Origin of the sequence: Pseudomonas bubulae (assembly GCF_037023725.1) — a bacterium.
Taxonomy (GTDB): domain Bacteria; phylum Pseudomonadota; class Gammaproteobacteria; order Pseudomonadales; family Pseudomonadaceae; genus Aquipseudomonas; species Aquipseudomonas bubulae.
On sequence record NZ_CP146077.1, the window covers coordinates 2759377 to 2780020 of the forward strand.

Here is a 20644-nt window from a genome sequence, read left to right on the forward strand (position 1 = left end):
AGCAAAGGGTGATTAGCTCAGCTGGGAGAGCATCTGCCTTACAAGCAGAGGGTCGGCGGTTCGATCCCGTCATCACCCACCACTTCTTGAGATTCTCGCAAGAGAAAGGTCGTTCCGAAAGGAGCTGCCACCGACGCGCAGCGGTAGTTCAGTCGGTTAGAATACCGGCCTGTCACGCCGGGGGTCGCGGGTTCGAGTCCCGTCCGCTGCGCCATATTTGTACAAATCAGGTTCGCCTGGTTTGCGATTGAAAAGCACCGAAGCTCTTCAGTCACAGGTTTTAAAAGTTTCAAACGGACGCAAGTCCGAGCGATACGCAGCGGTAGTTCAGTCGGTTAGAATACCGGCCTGTCACGCCGGGGGTCGCGGGTTCGAGTCCCGTCCGCTGCGCCATATTTGCTTCAGGGCCCTTGAACTCCCTGAAGCTACAAAAAAAGCGACCCCAGGGTCGCTTTTTTTGTGCCCGGGATTTTGTACGGACCCAGCCACTGTGGGAGCGAGCCTGCTCGCGAAGATGCCGGACTTGCCGGATAACCGCGAAGCTCTTGGCGCCTTCGCGAGCAGGCTCGCTCCCACAGTGGGGTCGAATGCGGTTTCAGGCCGCGATCCACGATCAGACGCGACAAACTGCCCGCGATTATCACCACTTGATGCACAATACGCCCCGTACCGTTCTCTTCAGGATTTTCAATGCTTATGTCATTCCCCGTGCGTGCCGTGGTAGTCGCTCTCGTGCTGACTGGCCTGGCAGGTTGCTCGTCGAAGAAAACTGCCATCTATGAACATGAAAACTTCGATGACTCCGGTACGTTCTCGCGCAATTACCCGGTGACCGACAAGACAGCCTGCGAATCAGCGCGGCGCGCCTTGCTTAGCCAGGGCTATATCATCACCAGCAATGACCCGAAAATGATCAGCGGCCACAAGAGCTTCCAGCAAACCGGCGAAAGCCATCTGGAGATCAGCTTCAACATTGTGTGTGCCGACGATGGCGGTTCTGAGCATCACGCCACCATGTTTGCCAATGCGCTGCAGGACCGTTACGCCCTGAAGAAAGTCAACAACTCTGCCAGTCTGGGTGTCGGTGTGCTGGGTTCGGTGTCGATGCCGATTGGTTCAACCGATGATTCGATGGTCAAAGTCGCCAGCGAGACGGTGTCTTCGGCGCAGTTCTATGACCGTTTTTTTGGCCTGGTCGAAGTGTTCCTGCCCAAGCCCAAGGAAGTCGTGAAAGCGGTAAAGGCGCCGCAAAAAGCCAAGCCTGATCTGGGCGTGCCTGAGCCTGCGCCAGTGCCGACTGAAGTGATTGTGCCTGCACCCCAGCCGGTTATTGTGCCCGAGCCAGTTGTGGCGCCTGCCAGCGAGCCTGTGCTGCTGCCCCCGGCCGCAGCCGAACCTGTTCTACCTGTGCTGGAGGCCCCGGTAACGGTACCTGCAGTTGTGGCGCCAGTCACGCCTGTGGTCGAGCCTGTGACCGAACCTGCCATCACCCCCGTACCTGCCGCCGTAGAGCCTTCCCCCGTTCAATAACTGTGCAGTAAATCTCAAAAGCTCTGCTACGTTTAACGATGAGTATTGACAGTGCCCGCGAAGGTGTCATTTTTCCTTCATGCGGGCACTTTATGCTCAGGCATGACTTAAACAAACAGACTGAAAAAGGATGCTGTATGGACGACTATCAGGAAGAGCTGCTTGAATACCAGGCCTTTGAACTGGACCCACTGGAACCTGCCGACGATGCGACTGAGCTTTGAGCCCGGTGCAGCATCAGGCAGTCTGGCGCTGACGCCGTCGGTATTCTCCCGGCGTCTGCGCATTCCAGCGCTTGAAGGCCCGCTGAAACGCCTCGGCTGAGGCAAACCCCAACAAATAAGCGATTTCGCCGAAGGCCAGCTCCGTATCACGGATATAGGTCATGGCGAGGTCGCGGCGTGTGTCGTTGAGAATGGCGCGAAATTGCGTGCCTTCTTCGGCCAGCTTGCGGCGCAAGGTCCAGGTCGGCAGCTTGAGGCGTGCCGCCACTTCTTCAAGGTCGGGTTCGCGGCCGCCATTGAGCAAAGGCCCCAGCAGTTGCGTAATGCGCTCGCGCAGGCTGCGGGTGCGGGTCATTTGCTCCAGTTCGCGCTCACACAGTTGCAGCAGGTAGGCCCAGGTGCTGGGGCAGTGCTGCGGGTTGCGCAGGTCGAGGGTGGCGTGATTGAGGCGCAGCTGGTTGGTTTCTGCACGAAACTGCAGGGTCGAGCTGCCCAGCCCGTTGTAGCATTGGGCGTAATCCGGTTCGCTGAATTCGATATCGATCTGCTCGCAGCTCAAGGGCCGGGCTGCAACCGCGGACAGGTGCTGCAACCAGCCGGCAATGATCGAGTCCACCACAAAGCGGTTATAGGCGTTGTACGGGCTGATGGAGTAAAACCGCAGCCAGGCACCCTGGGCGTCTTCGTGCAGGCTTGACTGCCCGCGGTAGTTGGAGCCGTACAAGGGTTCGAAACGTATCAGGGTGCGGGCCGCTTCGCGCACTGTGGGTGCCTGGGCTGCAGTGACGCCGGCCAGGCCCACCTGGCCCAGACGGCTGAGTTGGCCCATACGCAGGCCCAGTGCCGGCTCGCCGGTCAGCATAATTGCGGCGTGGCCCAGGCGCATATAGCGCGGGATCGACAGGCGTGCCAGAGGCTGGGCCAGACGGGCTGGGTCAAGGCCGAACTGGTCGAGCAGGGGGGCCGGGTCGTGGCCGCAACTGCGCACGGCGTCGGCCAGGGACTGAACGAACCCGACCGATAGATCGCCCAGACGCATCGGCAGCGGTTTCATCATTCTATAACCAGAGGTTCAGCAGTCGTGCACCGCTGCCAGGCTGGTCCGGGCTGGTCTGGCCGTTGCGGCTGATAAAGCCCTGGCCGGTGCTGTGCTTGTCCCAGAACTTGCCGCGCAAGAACACGGTGACGCCAGCGTTGGCGGTGCTGATGGGCAGGCTGCTGGTGAAGGTCAGGCGATGCCAGGCATCGCCCTCAGTGACTTCGCCGGGCTTGAGGCTGATTTCACTGGGCGTCGACACGCTTTTGTAACCGCCCCAGGGCTTGTCCCAGGTGGTCTTGCCGACGATAAACGCGGGCACTGCGATCAGTTGCGCGCCTTTTTCGTTCAGCGTGCGGTAGTTCTCGGGGTACCAGCTGTCGCTGCCGATCAGGATGCCCAGGCGCCCGGCCGGGGTGTCGACCACATTCAGCTCATGATCGGGGCTGGGCTGGATATAGCTCTGTTCTTCATAGGTGGGCAGCAATTGGCGCTGCGGAGTGCCGATGGCGGCACCCTCGCGGTCAAACACCACGCTGCTGTTGTATAACGCGCCGGTGCCGACCAGCAGTTTGCCGTGTTCAATGCGCGGGTCGGGCAAGGCGATGCTGCCGGCCACCAGGGTTACCCCGAACTCTTTGGCCAGGCCGCCAAACAGGGTCTGGTAATCGTCGGCCATGCTGTTGGCTTTCATGCGCAGATGAGCATCGTTGACCCGGCTTTCGCCGTCAGCGCGCAACCACGCATTGGCAAAGGCCAGCGGGTTGCTGATGGCCAGCCAGTGCATCGCTTGATTGAGGTTGGCGGCTTGATACAGCTGGTTTTTTTCACCGCGAAACATCAACCAGGAACCGATATGTTCCGGCAGTACCACTACGGTTTTGCCGTTGATCAGCCCGGCATCGCGGGCGCTGTTCAAGTAGGCCGCCAGTTTCAGATGGACCAGCGCCAGGCTTTGGTAGTCGCGGGGTGACAGGTCGGGCTCGATGCCCAGCAGGTTGCCGCGATCATTATTCACACCCTCGTTAATCGCGAGTTCGATGCGCAAGTCAGAAAGGTAGTGGCCAACATCCCGTTGCGTGGTCCACCAGGCATAACCGCCTGCAGCAGCAAAGAGGGCAATCAGTAAGGTGCAGCCAATTATTTTGCGCATATAAATAAAACAGACAGCTTTCAGCGGAATTCAATCTACAGGGTAGGCGGCGGTTGTTGGCTTGCCAAGGGGGGCTGCGCATTTGGGTTAATAATTTGTAACTTTGGGTCATTGAGTGGGGTCGGTTGAGTCTTTACTGTGCCTCAGATCAACGACGGGAGCCGCAGAGCATCCCGCGTTCCGTGATTTCGCCCGTTGTGGAGCCTACTGATGACCGCCACTCGCTACCCGCACTTGCTCGCCCCGCTGGATCTGGGTTTTACCACTTTGCGCAACCGCAGCCTGATGGGCTCGATGCACACCGGCCTGGAAGAAAAGCCCGGTGGCTTTGAGCGCATGGCCGCCTACTTTGCCGAGCGTGCCCGCGGTGGCGTGGGCCTGATCGTCACGGGCGGCATTGCGCCCAACGACGAGGGTGGGGTGTACAGCGGTGCAGCCAAGCTGAGTACGGTGGAAGAGGCCGAAAAGCATGTGGTTGTGACCCGCGCAGTACACGATGCCGACGGCAAGATCTGCCTGCAGATCCTCCACGCCGGGCGTTATGCCTACAGCCCGCGCCAGGTCGCGCCGAGTGCGATCCAGGCGCCGATCAACCCGTTCAAACCCAGGGAGCTGGATGAAGAGGGCATCGAAAAGCAGATCAGCGACTTCGTGACCTGCGCCAGGCTGGCCCAGAGTGCCGGGTATGACGGTGTCGAAATCATGGGGTCCGAGGGTTACCTGATTAACCAGTTCCTGGCGGCGCACACCAACCAGCGTACTGACCGCTGGGGTGGCAGCTACGAAAACCGCATGCGCCTGCCGGTGGAAATCGTGCGTCGCGTGCGCGAAGCCGTTGGCCCGAATTTCATCATTATCTATCGTCTGTCGATGCTCGATCTGGTGGCAGGCGGCAGCGTCTGGGAAGAGATCGTGCAACTGGCCAAGGCGGTCGAATCGGCCGGTGCGACCCTGATCAACACCGGTATTGGCTGGCATGAAGCGCGCATCCCGACCATCGCCACCAAGGTACCCCGTGCGGCTTTCAGCAAAGTCACCGCCAAGCTGCGCGGTTCGGTGAGTGTGCCGCTGATCACCACCAACCGCATCAACACTCCGGAAATCGCCGAGCAGATCCTGGCCGAAGGCGATGCCGATATGGTGTCGATGGCGCGGCCATTCCTGGCTGATCCGGAGTTCGTCAACAAGGCGGCTGCCGGGCGCAGTGATGAGATCAACACCTGCATCGGCTGCAACCAGGCCTGCCTGGACCACACCTTCGGCGGCAAGCTGACCAGTTGCCTGGTCAATCCCCGAGCCTGCCACGAAACCGAACTCAATTATTTGCCGACCATTGCGGTGAAAAAAATCGCCGTGGTCGGTGCCGGCCCGGCCGGGCTGTCTGCGGCTAGCGTGGCGGCTGAGCGCGGGCATGAAGTGGTGCTGTTTGACGCAGCCAGCGAGATTGGCGGGCAGTTCAATGTGGCCAAGCGCATACCGGGCAAGGAAGAGTTCTTTGAAACCCTGCGTTACTTCAAGCGCAAACTGCAAACCACCGGTGTCGAGGTGTGCCTGAACACCCGGGTGGATGTGCAGCAACTGGTCGAAGGCAAATTTGACGAAATCATCCTGGCCACCGGCATCGCACCGCGCACGCCGGCGATCCCGGGTATCGACCACCCCAAGGTTCTGAGCTATCTGGACGTGATCCTGGAGCGCAAGCCGGTGGGCGGTAAGGTTGCAGTGATTGGCGCGGGCGGTATTGGTTTTGACGTGTCGGAGTTTCTGGTGCACCAGGGGGTGTCTACCAGCCAGGACCGTGAAGCGTTCTGGAAAGAGTGGGGCATCGACACCGAGCTTGAGGCTCGCGGCGGTGTGGCCGGGATCAAGCCTCAGGTGCATGCCCCGGCGCGTCAGGTGTACTTGCTGCAACGCAAGGCCAGCAAGGTGGGTGACGGGCTGGGCAAGACCACTGGCTGGATCCATCGCGCCGGGCTGAAAAACAAGCAGGTGCAGATGCTCAACAGCGTGGAATACCTGAGCATCGACGATGCCGGTTTGCATGTGCGTATTGGCGAGGGCGAGCCGCAGGTATTGCCTGTAGACAATATTGTGATTTGCGCGGGGCAGGATCCGTTGCGTGAGTTGCAGGATGGCCTGGTTGCAGCGGGGCAGAGCGTGCATTTGATCGGCGGTGCCGATGTGGCGGCGGAACTGGATGCCAAGCGTGCGATTGACCAGGGGTCGAGATTGGCGGCGCAGTTGTAAAGCGCCCTCACCCTAACCCTCTCCCGGAGGGAGAGGGGACTGATTTGTGGCGTTGCGAAGATCTGCTTTGGCCTTTAGCCCCCTCTCACTTTGGGAGAGGGTTGGGGTGAGGGGCTTTGCTCTTAATGCACGATCTGGGCTAAAAACGCCTTGGCCCGCGGGCTTTTCGGGGCGTTGAAAAACTCCTCGGGCGGCGAGTCTTCAATCACCATGCCGCCATCCAGGAACAACACCCGCTCCGCCACCTGCCGGGCAAAACCCATTTCATGGGTCACGCACAACATGGTCATGCCACTGCCCGCCAGGTTGACCATCACATCCAGCACTTCGCTGACCATTTCCGGGTCCAGCGCCGAAGTCGGCTCATCGAACAACATGATTTTCGGTTCCATGCACAACGCCCGGGCAATGGCCACACGTTGCTGCTGGCCGCCGGACAACTGGCTCGGGTATTTATCAGCCTGGCTGGCAATGCCAACCTTGGTCAAAAAATGCTGGGCCAGTTCGATGGCTTTCTTGCGCGACAGGCCGCGCACCGACATCGGCGCCAGGATGCAGTTGTCCAGCACACTCATGTGCGGGAACAGGTTGAAATGCTGGAACACCATACCGATCTCACTGCGCACTTTCGCCGCTTCACGGGTTGGCAGTGCCAGGTCGGTGTCGTTGATCAGGATGCGACCCTGCTCGGCGATTTCCAGGCGGTTGATGCAGCGGATCAGCGTCGACTTGCCAGAGCCGGACGGGCCGCACAGCACAATGCGTTCACCTTCGCGCACCTTCAGGTCGATGCCCTTGAGCACGTGAAAAGCGCTGTAATATTTGTTCAGCCCGGCGATATCCACGACGACCTTGCGGGTGTCAGTGACTGGCGACACAGGATGAACGTAAGCAGGTTGTGCAAGCATGGTGTGTCTCCAGTGATCAGTGAAAACGCTCGGCGCTGTAGGGCGCAGGGTCGGTGAAAGGTTTTTCCCCGGTCATCATTTCGGCCAGCAGACGCCCGCTGACCGGGCCCAGGGTCAGGCCGTGGTGGGCGTGGCCAAAGTTGAACCACAGGCCCTTGTGGCGGCTGCCAGGGCCAATCACCGGGCACATGTCCGGCAGGCACGGGCGCCGGCCCAGCCAGGGTTCGGCATCCACACGCTCACCCAACGGGTACAGGCGTTGGGCGCGCTCCTCGCAGCGGCGCAACTGGATTTCGTTGATCGGGTCATCGCTGTCGGCAAATTCGATCCCGGTAGTCAGGCGAATACCGCCCACCATCGGTGCCAGCACATAACCGCCCACCGAATCCAGAATCGGGTGCTGCATGGTGTGGCCGTCTTTGGCCGCGTAATGCATGTGATAGCCGCGCTTGATTGCCAGGGGAATGCGATAGCCCAGCGGTTCGAAAATCGCCCGTGCTTGCGGGCCGAGGGCAATCACCACTTCGTTGCCGACGATCAGGCCCTTCTGGCTCTCGACCTGCCATTGCCCGGCCGTTGCCCGCAGGCTGGTGGCGTCACCGATGACAAAGGTGCCTCCACGCTTTACAAACAATTCGGCATAACCCCGGGTCAGGCCGCCCGGGTCACTGACGGTCTTGGGATCGAGCCAGTGAATGCCTCCGATCACATCGTTATGCAGGCCCGGCTCCAGGGCGTGCACCTGCTGTTCGCCCAGTACCCGGTAGTTGAGCCTGTAGTCGCTCAGAGCCGCCGCATCGCGTTGGGCCTTGTCGAAGTCGGTCTGGGTGCGATAGACCTCGATCCAGCCGCTGTCATCGATCAGGGCAGTCACCCCGGCCGGCTCGGCCAGCAAGTCGTGTTCGCTGACGCATTGTTCAATCAGCGGCAGCATGGCCCGGGTGGCCCTGGCCAGCGCCTTGGGAGCGGATTGCTGCCAGTACTTCAACAGCCACGGCCCGGCCTTGGGCAGGTGCTTGAGGCTGTAGCGCACGTCCGATTGCTGGTTGAGGCCATAGCGCAACAGGCGTGAAAGTTCCCGCGGGAACGAATAGGGGATCACGCTGGCGCGCTCGATCAACCCGGCATTGCCGTGGCTGGTGCCGCTGCCTGGCTGGGCGCGGTCAAGCAGCACGACGCTGCGCCCACGAGCCTGGAGTTGCAACGCGGTACTGACGCCGACAATGCCGGCGCCCAGAACGATAGTGTCGCAGTGCATAAACAAATCCTTAAAACAGGGGGCCGTGTGCGCAGCCCGGGCAATGGGCTTACTGCAAATGGCGGCCGAGGCGGCCTTCGATCAGTTTCAGGCTGCGCCGCACCACTTCCACGATCAGCAGATACAGCACGGCGGCCCACAGGTAGACCTGAAAGTCGAAACTGCGCGAAAACGCCATCTTGGTCACGCCCATCAGGTCGTAAATGGTTACCAGCGAGGCAATCGCACTGGCCTTGATCATCAGGATCAGTTCATTGCCCAGCGGGCCGATGGCCACCAGCAACGATTGCGGCAGAATGATCTTGCGAAAGGTGGTCCAGCGCGACAGGTTCAGCGCTTTGCAGGCCTCACGCTGGCCCTGGGCCACGGAGAGGATACTGCCGCGCAGGATCTCGGCCTGGTACGCCGCCGTGTTGAGGGTGAAAGCCAGCAGGGTGCAGAACCACGCATCGCGGAAAAACCACCACAGGCCCACGTCCTGCCAGAAGCCCTTGAACGAGCCGAGGCCGTAGTACAGCAAAAACAGTTGCGCCAGCAGCGGTGAGCCGCGGAAAAAGTACACGTAGGCACCGGTAAAACTGCGCAAGAAGCGGTTGCTCGACAAACGCCCCAGGGCGATCAGCAAACCGAACAAAGCCCCCAGGGTAAAGGAAATCGCTACCAGTTTGCCGGTGACCAGCAGCCCGTCGATAAACCGTGGGCCGTAGCGTTCCAGCAGGTCGGGGTTGAGAAACATGTTTTGCAGATCCGCCAGACTCATGGCTGCGCGCTCCGTTGATGGCGGCTGAAGTAGCGTTCAAGGAAGGCGAACAGACGCCCGGAAATGGCCGAGAAAAACAGATAGCCCAGGCAGGCGACGGTGTAGAACAGCATCGGCTCTTTGGTCACGCTGACCGCCAGGTTGGTCTGGCGCATCAGGTCCACCAGGGAAATGGTCGACACCAGCGAGGTGTCCTTGAGCAGCGACAGCCAGTTGTTCGACAGCCCCGGCAGGGCGATGCGTGCCAGTTGTGGCAGTACCACCTTGCGAAAGGTGGTGAATTTGCTCAGGCCCAGTGCCGAGGCCGCTTCGAACTGGCCCTTGGGAATGGTTTTAAACGCACCCAGCCAGATCTCGCTCGAGAAGGCGGCAAATACCAGGCTGAAAGCCACCATCGCAGCGACGAAGGTATTGATCGTCACCTGCGCGTCGTAGCCCATCATGGCGAGCAGCTTTTGTGCGGCGATCTGGCAGCCGTAATAAATGATCAGCAGGGTCAGCAGTTCCGGCAAACCACGAAAGACCGTGGAAAAGGTCGTCGCCCACGCCCGCAGCCAACGGTTTTTCGAGCGTGCCGCCACCGCCACGACCAGGCCCAGGGGCAAGCCGATAGGCAGGCAGCTCAAGGCCAGGGCAATGGTCACCAGCGCGCCGGCGAGCAACGCCGAGCCCCAGCCGCCACTGGCAAAAGAAAGAAGTGAGAGTTGATCGAGCATGCTCGAATCCCCGGGCAAAAGTGGGCCGAAATTCAGCCACTGCGCACGTTACGTGCGCAGGGCAGGGTCATTGGCAGGGAGGCCCTCAAGCGAGGGCAGGCGACTCAGTAAATGTCGAAGTCGAAGTACTTGCTGCTGATCTTTTTATAGGTGCCGTCAGCCACGATTTCGTCCAGCGCCTTGTTGAAGCGCTCGCGCAGCACGGTATCGCTCTGGCGTACGGCAATGGCGGCGTCGGCATTGGTGCCGTTGACGTCACCGATGATTTTGCAGCAGTCGTCGCTGGCTTTGTTGATCCATTCCAGCAGCGGGAATTTGTCGGCAATCACCGCATCGACACGACCGTTTTTCAGCTCGGCGTTGGCCTCGTCCAGGGTCGGGTACAGGTTGAGCTTGGCGCCGGCTTTTTCGTAGTGGTCTTCGGCGTAGATGCCCTGGGTTGCAGCGCCCTGGGCACCGATGGTGCGGCCCTTGAAGTCGATCTGCGCATCGGTGATATCAGAGTCTTTAGGCACGGCGATCGACAGCGGGGTGCGGTAGTAGTGATTGGTAAACGCGATCTTCTTTTTGCGTTCATCGGTCACGATCATCGACGCGACGATGGCGTCGTATTTTTTCGCCATCAGCCCCGGGATAATACCGTCCCAGTCCTGGGCAACGATCTTGCATTGCGCGTTCATGCGCTCGCACAGGGCATTGGTGATGTCGACGTCAAAGCCGGACACCGTGCCGTCCGAGTTGGTGGTGTTGAAGGGAGGGTAGGCGCCTTCGGTGGCGATAGTCAGCGTGTCGGCCTGAGCGTTGGCTGCAACGGCGGCCACCAGTGCGCATGCACTTGCAAAGCGAATGACGTATTTCATCTAGCACCTCGTTTTATTGTTTTGATCCGGGTGAGGATGTGTAGCCCACGAACTCATTGTGTAAGGCCGCGGTTGCCTCAAGACGCTTTTCAACGTCAGGCCCCAGTTGTTTGCACACTTCATTGATCAGCAAATGCACCAGCGACAGCATGGCCGCGGTGGACTCCCAGAACAGGTTGAACTCGGTGGGCACGCGAAACACTTCATTGGCGCTCTGGTCGGCCCAGTCGCAGAAGGTATCGGTGACCAGCGTGACCTCGATACCGGCCTCGCGTGCCTTGCGGCACAACAACTGGGCGTGGCGCGAGTAGCGACGGGCTTCAAACACCACCAGGGCGCAGTCTGCGGGCGGGCACAGCAGTACATCGGCGTAATGCCCGGCGGCGCCGTCGACCAGCTGCACGCCATCGCGCAGGTATTGCAGTAAATGCACCATCGAGGCGGCGATTCCGCGCTCGGTCTGGAAGCCTGCGACAAACACCTTGGGCCGCGTGGCCAGGCGCTGGCTGACGGCACGCCACTGCGGGGTGAGGCTGTATTCGTAGACCTTGACCAGCGCCCCGACTTCCAGCTCGAAGCTGCGCGGCAGGGCCTGCGGGCTCTGGCTCGACTGCTGGCGGAATTCTTGCAAGCGATCACCGACCAGCCACGGGCCATCGCCCAGGTCGTCCTTGAGATCGTTTTTCAAATCCTTGAAATGGCTGTAGCCCAGGGCACGGCAAAAGCGCCCCACACTGGACTCGCTGACCCCCAGTTTGCTGGCGATGTCGGCGGCGGTCTGAAAGGGCAGCTCGTAGAGATTGGCCAGCATGTAGCTGGCAATCGCCCGGCCCGAGGGGGCGGCGGTTGACAGACTGCTTTCAAGGCGTTGTTTAATCGGCTGGCTCACGACTGCTTCCTGTTTTTATTTCAGCGCGTTGCAGAAAGTGAATGTTTTCTGTCATTAAGTCAACAATTGACAGATAACTGTCATCGAAGGATAGTTTGCCTCAGACAAAAATAATCAGACTGGAGCCCCAGAATGTCATCCACGCAGTCGCTTTCCCTCGCCGAATTGACCGCCTTGCTGCAACGGATTTTTGAGCGTCATGGCACCTCGCCGGAGGTTGCCGGGGTACTGGCGGACAACTGCGCCCGGGCGCAGCGCGATGGTTCCTATAGCCATGGGGTATTCCGCATTCCGGGTTATCTGTCATCACTGGCCAGCAACTGGGTCAATGGCCAGGCGGTGCCGGTTGTAGAAGACGTTGCCAGCGGGTTTATCCGCGTGGATGCGGCGGGGGGCTTTGCCCAGCCTGCATTGGCGGCCGCCCGCGAGTTGCTGGTGGCAAAAGCCCGCAGTGCCGGGATTGCGGTGCTGGCGATTCGTAACTCCCATCACTTCGCCGCGCTCTGGCCGGATGTCGAGCCGTTTGCCGAAGAAGGCCTGGTGGCCTTGAGCGTGGTCAACAGCATGACCTGCGTAGTGCCTCACGGTGCACAAAAACCGTTGTTTGGCACCAACCCGATTGCCTTTGCCGCACCCTGTGCGGATGGCAATCCGATCGTATTCGACCTGGCCACCAGTGCGATTGCCCACGGCGACGTGCAAATTGCCGCTCGTAAAGGCCACTCGTTGCCTGCTGGCATGGGCGTAGACAAGCAGGGTGAGCCCACTGAAGACCCGAAAGCCATCCTCGACGGCGGCGCTTTGCTGCCTTTTGGCGGGCACAAGGGCTCGGCGCTGTCGATGATGGTCGAGTTGCTGGCGGCGGCGCTGACGGGGGGTAATTTCTCGTTTGAGTTTGACTGGTCGAAACACCCGGGTGCACAAACCCCGTGGACCGGCCAATTGCTGATCGTGATCGACCCGAGCAAATCTGGCGGCAACAGCTTTGCCCAGCGCAGCGCAGAACTGGTTCGGCAGATGCATGCAGTAGGGCTTGAGCGCATGCCGGGTGACCGGCGCTTTATCGAGCGGGCCAAATCGTTGAGCGAAGGCATCCCGCTGGGGGCTGAAGAGTTGGCCAGGTTGCGTGAGCTGGCGGGGTAACTGCGCCAAGGATCCGTTTGGTAAACGCCGCTAAACCTGTGGGAGCGGGCTTGCTCGCGATAGCATCACCGCGGTTTGCCAGATAACCGGCGTGGCCTGCATCGCGAGCAAGCCCGCTCCCACAATCCACCTGCGCGCATCAGGTTTGGGGAGTGGCTTACAACGCCAGAAACTGCCGTATCAGATTGGGCGTACACCCCGTCCAGCGTTTCAGGGCCCGGCGAAAGTTCGCCGGGTCGTTGAAGTTCAGGTACTCGGCCACCGCTTCATTGCTCAGCCCCTTGATCTGGTAAAGATACAGCGCCATATGCTTGCGCGCCTGATCCTGCTGGGCCTGAAAGTGGGTGCCGTGCTTGTTCAGCTTGCGCTTGAGGGTGGCCTGGCTCACCGAAAAATGCTGCGCGGCCTGCTCAAGGCCCGGAGCCTCCCGGGCATTGTTGCGCAAGTACACATACAGCCGGTCAAGCAGGCTGGCGCGAAAGCCCAGGCTGTGCAACTGCTCCTGTGCCTGTTGATAGGCCACTTGGCGGGCAATGGCCGAGGCATTCGGCCAGGGCCGGGTCAGGTATTCACGGGGCAGGCGCATCATGTCCAGTTGGCAGCCAAACTGGGTGTTCTCCCCCAGATGTACCCAGTACTGCTCCACATAATGCGGCTCGGCATGGCTGAAACTGCATTCCCACGGCAGGCGCTCGCCACTGAGCCACTGACTCATGGCCATCAGCGCCGTCATACTGGCCTCCAGTACAAAACGCAATTGCTCCTGGGCCCCACAACTGTCGAGCCAGTACACATAGGCGTATTTGTCGTCCAGCAACAGCCGCGGGGTGAGCAAGGGGCTGAGCAGGGCGCGGTGATGAATCAGGGTTTCCAGGGCCTGCTGCAGGTTCTGTGCCTGCTGCAGGGCGTGGCTGGCCGGGCCGTAATGCCCCGGCCACAGGCGCTGGCCAAACAGAAAACTGCTGTCATCGGCTTCGAGTAAGCGTTGTGCATTGGCGATCAGGGTAAAACACTGCTGGGGGCTGAGACGCGTGTGCCCGGCGACGATGTCCTCGTAAAACAGCCCGGTACCGCGCAGCAGGCGATGGCTGTCGATATCCCGCGACAACGCCAGATCAATCAGGGTCGCAGGTTGATAGTGCCCGGCAATAAAGCGGCTGTCGGCTTCGTACCAGCGGCTGTCCAGGATCATGCGCGTTTGCTCCGTGGCGGCTTGGCCCGCACCAGTGTCAGGTTCAGGCGCTTGAGCAGCTCATCGGGCGCTTCGTTGACGGCCATCACCACCGCGGTACTGGCCGACAGATACACCCGTTCACCCTGTTGGCGGGTTTTGTGGGCCAGGCTCTGCACCGCCTGCTGCAGTTCCAGCGCCAGCAGGCGGGCCTGACTCTCGCCGGTATTGGGCAACAGCACCACAAAACGGTCACCGGCCAGCCTGCAGAGCAGATCGTGGCGACGCAGGTTGAGCAGCAGCAACTGGCTGAGGGCCTGCAACACGGCATCACCTTCGGCGTGGCCGTAATGCTGGTTGATGGACGTGAAATCGTCGATATCCAGCGCCAGCAGTGACAGCGGCTGTTGCTGCTCGACGCTTTGCGCCAGGCAGTCGCTGACCTGGTGCTTGAGGTAACCGGCGCCGCCCAGGGGGGTGAGTTTGTCGAACAGCCGGTGCTCGCGAAATACCCGCTCGCGCTTCTCCATCTGTTGATTGATAGCCTGCTGCTCGCGGTGCCAATGAAACAGGCCGATGGTCAGCAGAATCATGCCGACGGGCATGGGTGCCGACTCCATCCAGTGATCCCAGCCAATATGTTTGGGCAGGCGGATAAACTCGTCGAGCACATCCACCCACCAGGAAAAAAACATAAAGCACAGGCCGTACGCCAGGTAGTTGGTGACCCGCCCGGTGGGCCGGCTTTTAATCACCAGCCCCAGCCAGAACAGCATAAACAGGGCGGTGCCGCCTTCGCCGAAGATATCCAGCCAGTGCCATTCGCTGAAGGCCTTGGGCGTGCCGAATGCCAGGTTGAGCAGTACCGCGGCATTGGCAGCCAGCAGCAGTAAACCAAGCTTGTAGCGATGGTGTTTAAGGACGTTTAACCAAGTCATCACAGTTCTACCCAAACCTATTGCCGGTCAGCAGAGCAGAGCGGTGTGACAACTGTATGACGGGGCTTGCGGGTCGAATCAGCTCAGGTGTGCTGTGCAAAAAAGATAAACGTAAGCCCGTGGTTGCCCCCGATTTCGTAGCAGCTGCCGAAGGAGCGAGGCTGCGTTCGATTGCGCAGCACTCGTAAATGCGGGGTGTCGGACTGACCTTAAATACCGCACAACCTGATTTTACGACGACTCCGTCGTCGAACGCAGCCTCGTTCCTTCGGCAGCTGCTACGGGGGGCGATCCTTTCGTAATCAGGTCAAATCAGCTCATTTACCCCTTTCTCACTGCTTGAAACCTTTTGTTTCGGGCGTTTCGCCGAACACTGTCACAGCGCTGTCATCCGCCGACCCTAGCTTTCGCTCCCAAGTTGTCGGGCCATTTGCCCGGCCTGACGTGCGATTTTGGGGGAGCACCAACATGTACAAGTGTCGCAGCAAGGCGCAGTGGGTCGGCTTTACGGTCAGTGCATTGGCCCTGGCAATCGCCAGCGAACGTTTGAGCGCCGCCGAAACATCGGCCATCGGTGCCACTGAACACGTCGAGGTAGTCGGTCAGGCCGTCAGCCTGGACAAGGCACTCAAGCAACAACGCAACTCGGACACCATCGAAAGCGTGGTGCATGCCGATGGCGTGGCGCAGTTGCCCGACGCCAACGTGGCCGAGGCGGTGCAGCGCCTGCCCGGTATCAGCATTGAGCGCGATCAGGGCGAAGGCCGCTTTGTCAGCGTGCGTGGCCTGGGCCCGGACCTCAACAGCGTGACCATCAACGGCACCCTGGTACCGTCCCCGGAAAGCGCCCGCCGCGCCGTGGCCCTGGACGTCTTGCCCTCGGAACTGGTGCAGTCGCTGTCGGTGATCAAGACCCTGACCCCGGATATGGACGCCAACTCCCTGGGTGGCACGGTAGACGTACAAAGCCTCTCGGCCTTCGACCATGACGGCCTGTTCTTCACCGGCAGCACCGAGGCCGGGTACAACAAGAACAGCCACAAGACCAGCCCCAAGGTGTCGGGCGCCATCAGCGACCGTTTCAGCCTGGGTGACGGTGTCGACAACTTCGGTGTGGCCGCAGCCCTGAGCTGGAACAAGCGCGACTTTCGCTCCGACAACGTCGAAACCGGCGGCGATTGGGATTTCACCGACGGCGCCCGTCTGAACAGCTTTGAACAGCGTGTTTACGAGATCAGCCGCGAGCGTGCCGGTGGCGGCCTCAACTTTGATTACAAGCCCGACGACGACACCAGTCTGTACCTGCGCACCCTGTACAGCCGCTTTGAGGACAACGAAACCCGCAACTCCACCGCCTTTGAATTCTCCGACCCCCAGGCCGAAGACGAGGTGGGTAAAACCAAGACCAAGCGCAAGCTCAAGCAGCGCGAGGAAACCCAGGAAATCCAGTCCTACGTATTCGGCGGCGAACGCACCATGGGCCTGTGGACCCTCAGCGGACAGGCCGGTTACAGCGAGTCCAGCGAAGACAACCCGGGGGGAATCGCCGGCGCAACGTTCAAGGGCAGCTCGAGCATTGGCAACGGCGGTTTCTACGACACCGAAAAGCCCCGGCCGATCATCGGCGCAGGCTTTTATGACCCGACCAACTTCAGCCTCGACAAGGTGGACTGGCAAGAGCAGCACACCAAGGACACCGAGAAAAATATCCGCCTGGACCTGGCCCGCGACTACGACGTGCAGGGCTATGCCTCCCAGGTCAAGTTTGGCGGCAAGGTCAGCCGGCGCAACAAGGACAACGATCTCAATGCCTGGACCTACAAGGACTTCTCCGACCTGGGTTTCAGCGACGAGCAACTGAGCCTCAATGCGTTCAACAAGGGCAACCTGCACTACAACCTTGGCCAGTACGGCCCGGGCATCAGCGGCGGGGCGATCAAGGACCTGATCGGCGGCCTCAACCGCAACGACTTCTACAACGAGCAGGACTCGCGGGCCAATGACTTCAAGATGCGCGAAGACATCAATGCGGCCTACCTGATGAACACCCTGGATATCGATGACTGGCGCTTTATCGCCGGCATGCGCTACGAGGGCACCGAGTTCGAGGCCAAGGGTACGGGCGTGCGCGATGGCGTCTTTGCAGACCAAAACACCCAGCGCGATTACCACCACTGGCTGCCGGGCCTGCATGCGCGCTATCAGTTGGCGAAAAACACCCAGGTGCGGGCGGCCTGGACCAACACCGTCGTGCGCCCGACCTTTGGCCAGCTAGCCCCGGGCTTTGTTATCGAAGATGACAAAGCCGAGTTCGGCAACCCCAACCTCAAGCCGCTGGAATCGAGCAACTTCGACCTTGGCATCGAGCACTTTATGGGGCAGGCGGGCACGGTGTCGGCGTTCCTCTTCTACAAAGACATTAAAAACTTCGTCTACAACAACGACCTGGCGGGCAGCGGCGAGTGGGTCGACTTCACCGAAGCCCACAGCTATGCCAACGGCGACAGTGCCAAGCTCTATGGTCTGGAACTGGCCTACTCGCAGAAGTTCGACTGGCTGCCGTCACCCTGGAACGGTTTGATCCTGGGCGCCAACAGCACGTTCAGCCGCTCCAATGCCAGTATCAAGGGCGTTGACGCAGCGACCGGAGCCAGCCTCAAGCGCGATATCGATTTGCCCAACCAGTCCAAGACCGTCGGCAACCTGATGCTCGGCTGGGAAGACGACAAGCTGAGCCTGCGCCTGTCGGCCAACTACAAGTCGGACTACCTCTACGAACTGGCCGGGGTCAACGACAAGGCCCATGACACCTATGTCAATGCCCAGACCTTTGTCGACTTCAGTGCCCGCTACTCGCTGACCAAGAACCTGCAAGTCAAGTTCGACGCCCAGAACCTTACGGACCAGCCGTACTTCACGTACAGCGGCAACAGCCGCTTCAACAACCAGTACGAAGAATACGGCCCGACCTACTCACTGGGCCTGACCTACACCCATTTTTAAGGCTTCGATGTCCCCCCTTGTGGGAGCGAGCCTGCTCGCGAAGGCCGTAAGTGATGTTGAGACCTTCGCGAGCAGGCTCGCTCCCACTGAAGCGCCATTGTTTTTTTGAACAGAATTCAGGATTGATCACTCATGTTCACACGCAAACCCCGCATCCTGCCCTTGCTGGCCTGCCTGACCGCAGGCAGCGTCCAGGCAGCTACCGATATTGCTGCCCCGACATTGCAGCAATGGTCCACCAGCAAGGCCCAGGCCCTGAGCTTTTTACCCGGTAGCACAGGTGACGAGCGCCTGGCGGCAAGCAAGCGTGAAGGCCTGCTGTTGCTTGATAAACAGGGCAACACCCTGAGCCGGGTCCAGGGCACCTTTGCCGGGCTGGACAGCCGCGCCCTGGGCGACCAGGTGCTGGTGGCCAGTAACGACAAGGACAAGCAGCAGGTTGCGCTGTTCAATCTCGACCCCAAGAGCCATCAATGGCAGGCGCCATCCTATCTGCCCACCCGCGACTACGCGGTGAATGGCGTGTGCCTGTACCAGGACGACGCGAGCAATATCTACCTGTTTACCGTAGGTGAAGAGGGCAGGGGCGAGCAATGGCTGGTTGCCGCTGACAACCGCCGTTTGCCGACGCCGCTGCTGGTGCGCAGCCTGCCCCTGCCGCCGCAGGCCAAGTTCTGCAAGGTCGATGACGCCGCGCAGAACCTCTTCGTCAACGAAGAGAATGTCGGTTGGTGGGCCTACCCGGCCCATGCCGAGGCCGACGTCGAGCGTGTGCCGGTGGCGATGGTCGAGCCATTTGGCAACGTAAAAAAATCCACCGGGGACATGGCCCTGGTGCCGGGCGGTATGCTCGGCCTCGATCCCGAGGCGGCACAACTGAATCTGTATCAGCAGCAGGGCAAGGGCTGGGCAGCCGTTGCCAGCTTGCCCCTGGCCGGGGTCCGCGAGCCGGAGCATCTGGCCCTGCGTCAGACGCCGCATGGCCTGCAACTGCTGGTGCAGGACGGTGCCAGCAGCAAAATGTACGAAGGCGCATTGGACTGGAAGGCCACCCCGGCCAGCCACCCCCCTGTGCTGGTCAGCGTAAAACCTGCGGTGCAAACCGACGTGGTGATGAGCCAGGGTGATGCCGCGGATGACCCGGCCATCTGGGTACACCCGAAAACCCCTGCGCTGAGCCGGGTACTGGGCACCAACAAGCAGCAGGGCCTTGAGGTGTACGACCTGCAGGGCAAACGCGTGCAGCATCTGCCTGTGGGCCGCCTGAACAACGTCGATGTGCGCCCGGGTTTCGAGCTGGGCGGACGCACTGTGGATCTGGCCGTGGCAACCAATCGCGATCACAACAGCCTCAGCGTGTTCAGCATCGACCGCGCCACCGGCACCTTGCAGGAAGCGGGCGAGATTGCCACGCCGGTCACCGATATTTACGGCCTGTGCCTGTTCAAGGCCCCTACCGGCGAGATCTACAGTTTCACCAACGACAAGGACGGCACTTTTGTGCAGCACCGCTTGTACGCCAAGGGCGACAAGGTGCAGGGCGAGCTGGTGCGCCAGTTCAAGGTGGCCAGCCAACCCGAAGGCTGCGTAGCGGACGATCGCAACCAGCGGCTGTTCCTCGGTGAGGAGGATGTGGCGGTGTGGGCGGTGGATGCCCGGCCTGACCAACCGGCCACGCTCACCAGCGTGATCAGGGTGGGTGAACAGGTGCATGACGATATCGAAGGCATGGGCCTGTACCAGACCGACAAAGACAACTACCTGGTGATCTCGAGCCAGGGCAACGACAGCTATGTGGTGGTCGATGCCGAGCCGCCGTATGCCCTGCGCGGTGCGTTCCGGGTGGGGGTCAATGCGGCGGCGGGCATCGACGGCGCGTCGGAAACCGATGGCCTGGAAGTGACCTCGGCCAACCTCGGCGGCCCGTGGCACAAAGGCATGTTGGTGGTTCAGGACGGTCGCAAACGCATGCCCGAGCAGGCGCAGAACTTCAAGTACATCCCCTGGGCTGAAGTGGCCAAGGCCCTGCACTTGCCATAACCCGGTCATTTAAGACGCTTATAAATACCCCTTTACTGGAGCAACAACATGCACGCAACCATGGAACATATGACGATCTGGGGCCTGATCAGCGACGCGAGTCTGCTAGTCAAGGGGGTGATGCTGATCCTGCTGCTGGCCTCGCTGTTGAGCTGGTTTCTGATTGTGCGCCGCAGCGCCATCCTGCGCCGTAGCGAGCGCGACATGGACAACTTTGCCGGGCGCCTGCGTGGCCAGGGCGAGCTCAATGCCCTGTACCGCGAAAGCCGCGACGCCAGCCAGGAAGATGCCGGTGCCGAGCAAGTATTCGCCGCTGCCTACAGTGAATACGCCCAACTCAAGCAGCAGCCGGGAGTGGATGCCGAAGGCGTGATGCAAGGGGTGGAGCGGGCGCTGTATGTGGCCATCAGCGAGCAGGAGATTCGCCTGGAGAAAGGCCTGCAGTTTCTCGCGACCGTCGGCTCGGTGAGCCCCTATATCGGACTCTTCGGTACCGTGTGGGGGATCATGAACTCCTTTATCGGCCTGTCCCAGGTGCAACAGGCGACCCTGTCCACCGTCGCCCCGGGCATCGCCGAAGCCCTGATCGCCACCGCCATCGGCCTGTTTGCGGCGATCCCGGCCGTGATCGCCTACAACCGTTTCTCGGCCCGTGGCCAGACCCTGCTGACCCGTTACTACAGCCTCGGCAATGAAGTGCAGATGCGCTTGTACCGCAGCCTGCATGCCGGTTCGCGGAACATGTCCGCCGTCGCTTGAAAGGGAGTT

At 60.7% G+C, this 20644-nt stretch carries 17 protein-coding genes and 3 tRNA genes; 10 read left to right on the forward strand and 10 right to left on the reverse strand.

Translation table 11 applies throughout. The features are described 5' to 3' along the window. The first annotated feature begins 6 nt into the window (after positions 1 to 6). From V6L81_RS12785 to V6L81_RS12805, 5 genes are all read left to right on the forward strand, one after another. Positions 7 to 82 (forward strand) — tRNA-Val (locus V6L81_RS12785). Between the two features lie 55 nt (positions 83 to 137). Next, positions 138 to 214 (forward strand) — tRNA-Asp (locus V6L81_RS12790). A gap of 102 nt (positions 215 to 316) precedes the next feature. Then, positions 317 to 393, forward strand: a tRNA-Asp gene (locus V6L81_RS12795). A 297-nt stretch (positions 394 to 690) separates the two neighbouring features. Beyond that, positions 691 to 1530, forward strand: a complete 840-nt coding sequence (locus V6L81_RS12800) for a DUF2242 domain-containing protein (RefSeq protein WP_095000608.1) — start codon at positions 691 to 693, stop codon at positions 1528 to 1530. A gap of 38 nt (positions 1531 to 1568) precedes the next feature. Beyond that, positions 1569 to 1754, forward strand: a complete 186-nt coding sequence (locus V6L81_RS12805) for a hypothetical protein (protein WP_130871641.1) — start codon at positions 1569 to 1571, stop codon at positions 1752 to 1754. 13 nt (positions 1755 to 1767) lie between these two features. Here V6L81_RS12805 and V6L81_RS12810 read toward each other — a convergent pair whose 3' ends face one another. Together V6L81_RS12810 and V6L81_RS12815 are read right to left on the reverse strand one after the other, a co-directional pair. Further along, a complete protein-coding gene (locus V6L81_RS12810) occupies positions 1768 to 2808 on the reverse strand; it encodes an AraC family transcriptional regulator (RefSeq protein ID WP_095019774.1) in 1041 nt (346 codons plus the stop codon). Positions 2809 to 2812: 4 nt separating this feature from the next. Continuing rightward, complete coding sequence (locus tag V6L81_RS12815) at positions 2813 to 3943, reverse strand: carbon-nitrogen hydrolase family protein (RefSeq protein WP_095025746.1); 1131 nt, start codon at positions 3941 to 3943, stop codon at positions 2813 to 2815. A 210-nt stretch (positions 3944 to 4153) separates the two neighbouring features. Between V6L81_RS12815 and V6L81_RS12820 the strand changes: the two genes are divergently transcribed. Continuing rightward, positions 4154 to 6190: an NADPH-dependent 2,4-dienoyl-CoA reductase gene (locus tag V6L81_RS12820; RefSeq protein WP_338659987.1), complete on the forward strand. Its 2037-nt coding sequence runs from the start codon at positions 4154 to 4156 to the stop codon at positions 6188 to 6190. A gap of 122 nt (positions 6191 to 6312) precedes the next feature. Here the strand turns inward: V6L81_RS12820 and V6L81_RS12825 are convergent, their stop codons facing one another. The 6 genes from V6L81_RS12825 to V6L81_RS12850 all read right to left on the reverse strand — a co-directional run bounded on the left by V6L81_RS12825 (position 6313) and on the right by V6L81_RS12850 (position 11581). Then, positions 6313 to 7098 (reverse strand): amino acid ABC transporter ATP-binding protein, encoded by a 786-nt coding sequence (locus tag V6L81_RS12825; RefSeq protein WP_095000605.1) that lies wholly within the window; start codon positions 7096 to 7098, stop codon positions 6313 to 6315. A 16-nt stretch (positions 7099 to 7114) separates the two neighbouring features. Beyond that, positions 7115 to 8356, reverse strand: a complete 1242-nt coding sequence (locus tag V6L81_RS12830) for an FAD-dependent oxidoreductase (protein ID WP_150629341.1) — start codon at positions 8354 to 8356, stop codon at positions 7115 to 7117. Positions 8357 to 8405: 49 nt separating this feature from the next. Further along, a complete protein-coding gene (locus V6L81_RS12835; protein ID WP_338659988.1) occupies positions 8406 to 9116 on the reverse strand; it encodes an ABC transporter permease in 711 nt (236 codons plus the stop codon). Beyond that, positions 9113 to 9832, reverse strand: a complete 720-nt coding sequence (locus V6L81_RS12840; RefSeq protein ID WP_095019762.1) for an ABC transporter permease — start codon at positions 9830 to 9832, stop codon at positions 9113 to 9115. The genes V6L81_RS12835 and V6L81_RS12840 overlap by 4 nt, the downstream gene beginning before the upstream one ends. 104 nt (positions 9833 to 9936) lie before the next feature. Then, on the reverse strand, positions 9937 to 10692 hold the full coding sequence (locus V6L81_RS12845) for a transporter substrate-binding domain-containing protein (protein WP_095000601.1): 756 nt from the start codon (positions 10690 to 10692) through the stop codon (positions 9937 to 9939). 13 nt (positions 10693 to 10705) lie between these two features. Further along, the gene (locus V6L81_RS12850) at positions 10706 to 11581 is read right to left on the reverse strand and encodes a MurR/RpiR family transcriptional regulator (RefSeq protein ID WP_095024524.1); all 876 of its coding nucleotides are present in this window, start codon (positions 11579 to 11581) and stop codon (positions 10706 to 10708) included. 132 nt (positions 11582 to 11713) lie between these two features. On the opposite strand from V6L81_RS12850, the gene V6L81_RS12855 reads away from it, so the two are divergent. Beyond that, positions 11714 to 12724, forward strand: coding sequence for an Ldh family oxidoreductase (locus V6L81_RS12855; protein ID WP_133144457.1), 1011 nt, complete (start codon positions 11714 to 11716; stop codon positions 12722 to 12724). A 157-nt stretch (positions 12725 to 12881) separates the two neighbouring features. Here V6L81_RS12855 and V6L81_RS12860 read toward each other — a convergent pair whose 3' ends face one another. Together V6L81_RS12860 and V6L81_RS12865 are read right to left on the reverse strand one after the other, a co-directional pair. After that, positions 12882 to 13916, reverse strand: a complete 1035-nt coding sequence (locus V6L81_RS12860) for an AraC family transcriptional regulator ligand-binding domain-containing protein (protein WP_338659989.1) — start codon at positions 13914 to 13916, stop codon at positions 12882 to 12884. Continuing rightward, positions 13913 to 14833, reverse strand: coding sequence for a GGDEF domain-containing protein (locus tag V6L81_RS12865; RefSeq protein ID WP_095000597.1), 921 nt, complete (start codon positions 14831 to 14833; stop codon positions 13913 to 13915). Before V6L81_RS12865 ends, V6L81_RS12860 begins: the two co-directional genes overlap by 4 nt. 468 nt (positions 14834 to 15301) lie before the next feature. Between V6L81_RS12865 and V6L81_RS12870 the strand changes: the two genes are divergently transcribed. The 3 genes from V6L81_RS12870 to tolQ all read left to right on the forward strand — a co-directional run bounded on the left by V6L81_RS12870 (position 15302) and on the right by tolQ (position 20635). After that, a complete protein-coding gene (locus tag V6L81_RS12870; RefSeq protein ID WP_338659990.1) occupies positions 15302 to 17836 on the forward strand; it encodes a TonB-dependent receptor in 2535 nt (844 codons plus the stop codon). A 132-nt stretch (positions 17837 to 17968) separates the two neighbouring features. Beyond that, on the forward strand, positions 17969 to 19876 hold the full coding sequence (locus V6L81_RS12875; protein WP_338659991.1) for a phytase: 1908 nt from the start codon (positions 17969 to 17971) through the stop codon (positions 19874 to 19876). Between the two features lie 48 nt (positions 19877 to 19924). Continuing rightward, a complete protein-coding gene (gene tolQ, locus V6L81_RS12880) occupies positions 19925 to 20635 on the forward strand; it encodes a protein TolQ (RefSeq protein ID WP_338659992.1) in 711 nt (236 codons plus the stop codon). Positions 20636 to 20644: the final 9 nt, after the last annotated feature.

Excerpts from the sequence above, each read along its gene's own strand:
- V6L81_RS12835 (WP_338659988.1), bottom strand. The coding sequence starts at position 9,116 with ATGAGTCTGGCGGATCTGCAAAACATGTTTCTCAACCCCGACCTGCTG.
- V6L81_RS12865 (WP_095000597.1), bottom strand. The coding sequence starts at position 14,833 with ATGACTTGGTTAAACGTCCTTAAACACCATCGCTACAAGCTTGGTTTA.
- V6L81_RS12800 (WP_095000608.1), top strand. The coding sequence starts at position 691 with ATGCTTATGTCATTCCCCGTGCGTGCCGTGGTAGTCGCTCTCGTGCTG.
- V6L81_RS12855 (WP_133144457.1), top strand. The coding sequence starts at position 11,714 with ATGTCATCCACGCAGTCGCTTTCCCTCGCCGAATTGACCGCCTTGCTG.
- tolQ (WP_338659992.1), top strand. The coding sequence starts at position 19,925 with ATGCACGCAACCATGGAACATATGACGATCTGGGGCCTGATCAGCGAC.
- V6L81_RS12840 (WP_095019762.1), bottom strand. The coding sequence starts at position 9,832 with ATGCTCGATCAACTCTCACTTCTTTCTTTTGCCAGTGGCGGCTGGGGC.
- V6L81_RS12845 (WP_095000601.1), bottom strand. The coding sequence starts at position 10,692 with ATGAAATACGTCATTCGCTTTGCAAGTGCATGCGCACTGGTGGCCGCC.
- V6L81_RS12870 (WP_338659990.1), top strand. The coding sequence starts at position 15,302 with ATGTACAAGTGTCGCAGCAAGGCGCAGTGGGTCGGCTTTACGGTCAGT.
- V6L81_RS12875 (WP_338659991.1), top strand. The coding sequence starts at position 17,969 with ATGTTCACACGCAAACCCCGCATCCTGCCCTTGCTGGCCTGCCTGACC.
- V6L81_RS12810 (WP_095019774.1), bottom strand. The coding sequence starts at position 2,808 with ATGAAACCGCTGCCGATGCGTCTGGGCGATCTATCGGTCGGGTTCGTT.
- V6L81_RS12815 (WP_095025746.1), bottom strand. The coding sequence starts at position 3,943 with ATGCGCAAAATAATTGGCTGCACCTTACTGATTGCCCTCTTTGCTGCT.
- V6L81_RS12830 (WP_150629341.1), bottom strand. The coding sequence starts at position 8,356 with ATGCACTGCGACACTATCGTTCTGGGCGCCGGCATTGTCGGCGTCAGT.
- V6L81_RS12825 (WP_095000605.1), bottom strand. The coding sequence starts at position 7,098 with ATGCTTGCACAACCTGCTTACGTTCATCCTGTGTCGCCAGTCACTGAC.
- V6L81_RS12805 (WP_130871641.1), top strand. The coding sequence starts at position 1,569 with ATGAGTATTGACAGTGCCCGCGAAGGTGTCATTTTTCCTTCATGCGGG.
- V6L81_RS12820 (WP_338659987.1), top strand. The coding sequence starts at position 4,154 with ATGACCGCCACTCGCTACCCGCACTTGCTCGCCCCGCTGGATCTGGGT.
- V6L81_RS12860 (WP_338659989.1), bottom strand. The coding sequence starts at position 13,916 with ATGATCCTGGACAGCCGCTGGTACGAAGCCGACAGCCGCTTTATTGCC.